This window comes from Acidithiobacillus sp. TH-A36 (assembly GCF_057473445.1).
Map to the genome: position 1 here is coordinate 1 of NZ_JBYCKP010000126.1, position 4,048 is coordinate 4,048.

Here is a 4,048-nt window from a genome sequence, read left to right on the forward strand (position 1 = left end):
GCCTCTTATCCGAACTGGTTTTTGCGCATGGCCCAACTCATGATCAGCATGCCTAATCCAAAGGCGGCCGAGAACCCGATGATGATCCAACTGTATATGGACGAACCGGCTTGTGGAGCCAGCGCGAACAGAAACTGGAGGGCTACCGCCAGGGCCAGATAAGCGCCAGAGCCAATAATCAGCACGAGTTCCTTGTTTTTAATGTTGCGGATCACCCAGACCCCTTCGAGGACTCCCGACAAGGCCACCCAGACGAATACGGTCAGAAGAATGTAAAGCGTAGGCCCCGCACTCAGATCCCAATAGATGACGATGATGCCTGCGGCAATGCCTAACAGACCTTTAAAAATCACGGCCAGACGGGTCCACACACCATCAATCTGGTGACCTAAGGCTACGCTCAGCGCATAAAAACCATCGAATAGTACATAAATGGCAAAAAACCAGACCAGTAATGGAATGGTTGCCTTGAAATCGGCCAGGGCCACCAGGGCATACACCAATGCAGCCATTCCGCGAATGGCCAGCAGTGGCCAGGAATAAAAACCGCCACTTTTTTTGATAATCTGTACTGAAGAAGTTGCTGTAGTCATATTTCACCTCCTGGATGTAACTTGTCAGATCAAAATCAAAGCCGACCGCCGTCGGTCATCTATAAAACATAGCAGACCTAATCCTCGCTGGAATGAATATGGTCACCCACCCAAAGGGCCGCCATCAGTACAATGACGGCGATACTCATGGTCAATACGGACATCGCTTTGAGATGATCGACATCCACCACCAGATAGCGGGCGATGGCCGTCACGGCGACATAAATCAGAAAGCGCACGGGCAGTTTTCCGGTTTTGAAATAAATGCCGGTCATGGCCCCGATTTCCAGATACACAAAAAGCAGCAGCAAATCCTGCAAGGTCGCATAGCCACGATGAATCAGGTGCACATAAAAATGCGTAGCCGACCAGATGATGCTGGCACCAATGATGAACAAGGACAGTGATTTGAAAATCTCGACCATGGTGCCACCCGTGCGATGTGCCCGTTTGAACATTTCCAGTATGCCGACATTGCGAGTCATCAGCCGGCCATCTTTTTTTTACCGGATGCATTCATGGTTTTGAGGACCCGGTAAGCGATGGAGATGACATTGCGGAGTACATAGATCGTTTTTCCGGACAGCACGAGGCGTATTAGGGCAAAAATCCCGCCACTGCCTGACCCGCCTTTCTGCTCCGCATCGTCCAGACCATCACGGATGGAGCAGACCAGTGCCCGCGCACCTGATGCCATGTTGCCTCCCCCACAGCGGGCAACCATCGTCCGGGCTTCAATGGCGACCGAGGCCCAGACACCAATCGCTTTTTGCAAATCATTCAGGTTTTTGTGGAGTATCTCATCCTGCATGACTTCCGGCAGGGTGGCAGCCAGGGTTTCCCAGGCGACTACCAGTTCTCCCGACCAGCGGCTGGCATCGTCTACCAGTCCTGAAACGCGCGCCGTCAGGGAAGGTGAGGCCCCCTGGATAAGGCCGGTTATCCGTTTCAGGATATCAGTCCATTCTACGGTGGCCATGCCCAGTTGCTGCATGGTGCCGGATTTGGCCAGATCGCCGAGCACTTCCGGCAGGGTTTCCATCAGCGTACTCATGGCGACCAGCAGCGGTTCCAGCATGCGGACACCGGATTCGACCCGCGCCTCCAGGTCGGCGGCAGAATGCACGCCGGTGACCTGAGCCAGTTTTTGGGTGGCCGACCAGAGGTGGCCTGCTTCACAGGCGATATGCAGGGCAGCACTGCGGACATCGGTATCGGCAGTTACCTCGTCCAGCATGGCGTACAGTAAACGTAACTGATCCTCGATGGCATGACTGAGGTCCAGCACCTGCGACCAATCCGGCGTTTCCGTCGGGTTATTGACGGCTTGACTCATTTCGGCAGCACTCATCACATTTGTCCTCCTTTGAAAAGATAACGGGCCCTGGCGCAGATCTGCAGACAATCTGCGCCAGGGGGATGCCCTCAGCCCACTTTGCGGAGATGGGCGGGTTCGTCACTTTTCAGACGGGAAATGCCGAGCATCTGGAAGACCAGTTTTTCATAAAAAGGCTCAGAAACCCCGGCTTTCATTTTGGCGAGGAAGTATTTTTCAAAGGCAATCTTGGACCAATGCACCCAGGGCCCTTCTCCGAACCAGTCAACACGCCGGGGTTTGAATTGGGGTAAGGCCACAAAAGCGGCGCCGCTCGTGCCCATGTCGGCCAGACAGATGGCGTTCCAGGTGCCCATTTCGGCAGTGGGTGCCTTGCCCTGAATTTCTGCCTGAATGTTGTGGACGAGGGCGGTGACCATGGATTCGATCATATAGCCGGTTTTGGGCGCCCCGGTGGGTACCGGAGTCTGTTCTACCGGAGGAATGGCAATACAAACGCCCGCCGAGTAAATGTTGGGATATTTGGGGCTGCGTTGATGTTCGTCGACGATGACAAAGCCCTTGGGATTACAGAGCTCCGGCACCTTGGCTACGGCATCTACGCCCTTGAAAGAAGGCAGCATCATCGAAAAACCGAAGTCATGGGTGCCGACGCCGATTTTTTCGCCTTTTGCATTCAGGTGCTCGCAGAACATTTTGCCATCTTCGACTTTGGTGGTGTTCATGTTGGTGTGTACCTGAACCCCCATTTCTCCAAGGCCCCGGGTCAGAATTTCCTGGGAGTCCCCGACGCCACCCAGACCCAGGTGGCCGACATAAGGCTCGGAAGTGATGAAGTGGAATTCCTTGATTTTGCTGCGCGCTCCGCGTTTTTCCAGATCACTGAGGACAATCATGGCGTATTCATAGGCGGGTCCAAAGCAGCTGGCTCCGGGCATGGCGCCGATGATAATCGGGTCGGGATTGTTGGAGTCCAGCAGGTTCATGTAAGCCGCATAGGCTTTTTCAGCATGATCGACGGTGCAAATGGAATGGGTCGACTTCTGATGTCCGGCATGGGGACCGGATCCGGGAACGGCATCGAAAGCCAGAGCGGGTCCCGTGGTGATGATCAGATAGTCATAATGGACACTGGAACCATTGGCGAGATCAATGGTGTTGCGTTCCGGATCAATGCGGTCGGCGCGCTGGGCAATAAAATTGATGCGCTTGCGACTGGTATGCGGCTCAATATCAAATACGATTTGCTCCCGCTGCCGCCAGCCCACACCGACCCAGGGATTGGAAGGAACGAACTGGAAATAAGGATTTTCGCTGATCAGCGTCACCTCATGTTTGGGGCCGAGCAGGTCCCGCATCTCATAGGCGGCGGGCATGCCGCCGGTTCCTGCGCCTAAAATCACTACATGTGCCATGGTCAATACTCCTTATTCAAAGCGAAAACGAACAGCTGACGAACGACGGATCAACATCCGCTAAAGATGGATTTTCAATGCCCACCGTATGCGGCTTTTTTGCTTAACCTCCCCCGAAAGACCCAAATCTGATACCAGTTGTACATGATCATGACCGGCACAAATCCCGTCATGAAAAGGGTGAAGACCGCCAGGGAGTTGGCTGGATTGCCGGATAGGGCGATAGGCCAGGTTTCTGGCACGACATAGGGATACATGGTGGCGAACATGGCCATCCAGAGAAATGCCACCACACCCTCGCCCCAGAGCAGGGCGGCAATATCCCGCTGCAGGGAATGATTGATCATCGATTTGTAGGCAAAGAACAGCACAATGACCAGCCAGATCGCCCAGATCCACCAATGGGCACCGCTCCATTTGGCCGCTGCCCAGGGGAAAATGGCGTAGGACCAGATCAAGGTAACGAGAATGGCGATCAGCGCCAGAAAAGAAAATACGGTAGTCCACTTGCGGGCGCGTTCATGAATGGGGTCTCCCGGTATGAAGCGGGCACATAAATACAGTCCACCGGCAAGACCTGCCGCAATGACGGCCCCGCAACCGACCCATATACTGAAAGGACTTAAGAAGGTGAAGGCCTGTCCGGAATAATGGAGTACCGGATCCGTGGAAGCAGGGAGACCGTGTCCCTGTATTTCCAGGGC

5 protein-coding genes are annotated in these 4,048 nt (G+C 54.3%); all 5 read right to left on the bottom strand.

Going from position 1 to position 4,048, the window contains the following annotated elements; genetic code table 11:
• Positions 1-5: 5 nt before the first annotated feature.
• Positions 6-593, bottom strand: coding sequence for a hypothetical protein (locus tag AC2VLY_RS03550; protein WP_193650135.1), 588 nt, complete (start codon positions 591-593; stop codon positions 6-8).
• Between the two features lie 77 nt (positions 594-670).
• Entirely contained in the window at positions 671-1,078 is a 408-nt protein-coding gene (locus AC2VLY_RS03555) for a phosphate-starvation-inducible protein PsiE (RefSeq protein ID WP_075322928.1), read from the bottom strand.
• A complete protein-coding gene (locus tag AC2VLY_RS03560) occupies positions 1,078-1,944 on the bottom strand; it encodes a hypothetical protein (RefSeq protein WP_486891975.1) in 867 nt (288 codons plus the stop codon). Before AC2VLY_RS03560 ends, AC2VLY_RS03555 begins: the two co-directional genes overlap by 1 nt.
• A 74-nt stretch (positions 1,945-2,018) precedes the next feature.
• A complete protein-coding gene (locus tag AC2VLY_RS03565; protein WP_300252319.1) occupies positions 2,019-3,344 on the bottom strand; it encodes an NAD(P)/FAD-dependent oxidoreductase in 1,326 nt (441 codons plus the stop codon).
• A gap of 74 nt (positions 3,345-3,418) precedes the next feature.
• The coding region (locus AC2VLY_RS03570) for a cytochrome d ubiquinol oxidase subunit II (protein ID WP_486921778.1) at positions 3,419-4,048 on the bottom strand (630 nt) is incomplete at its 5' end.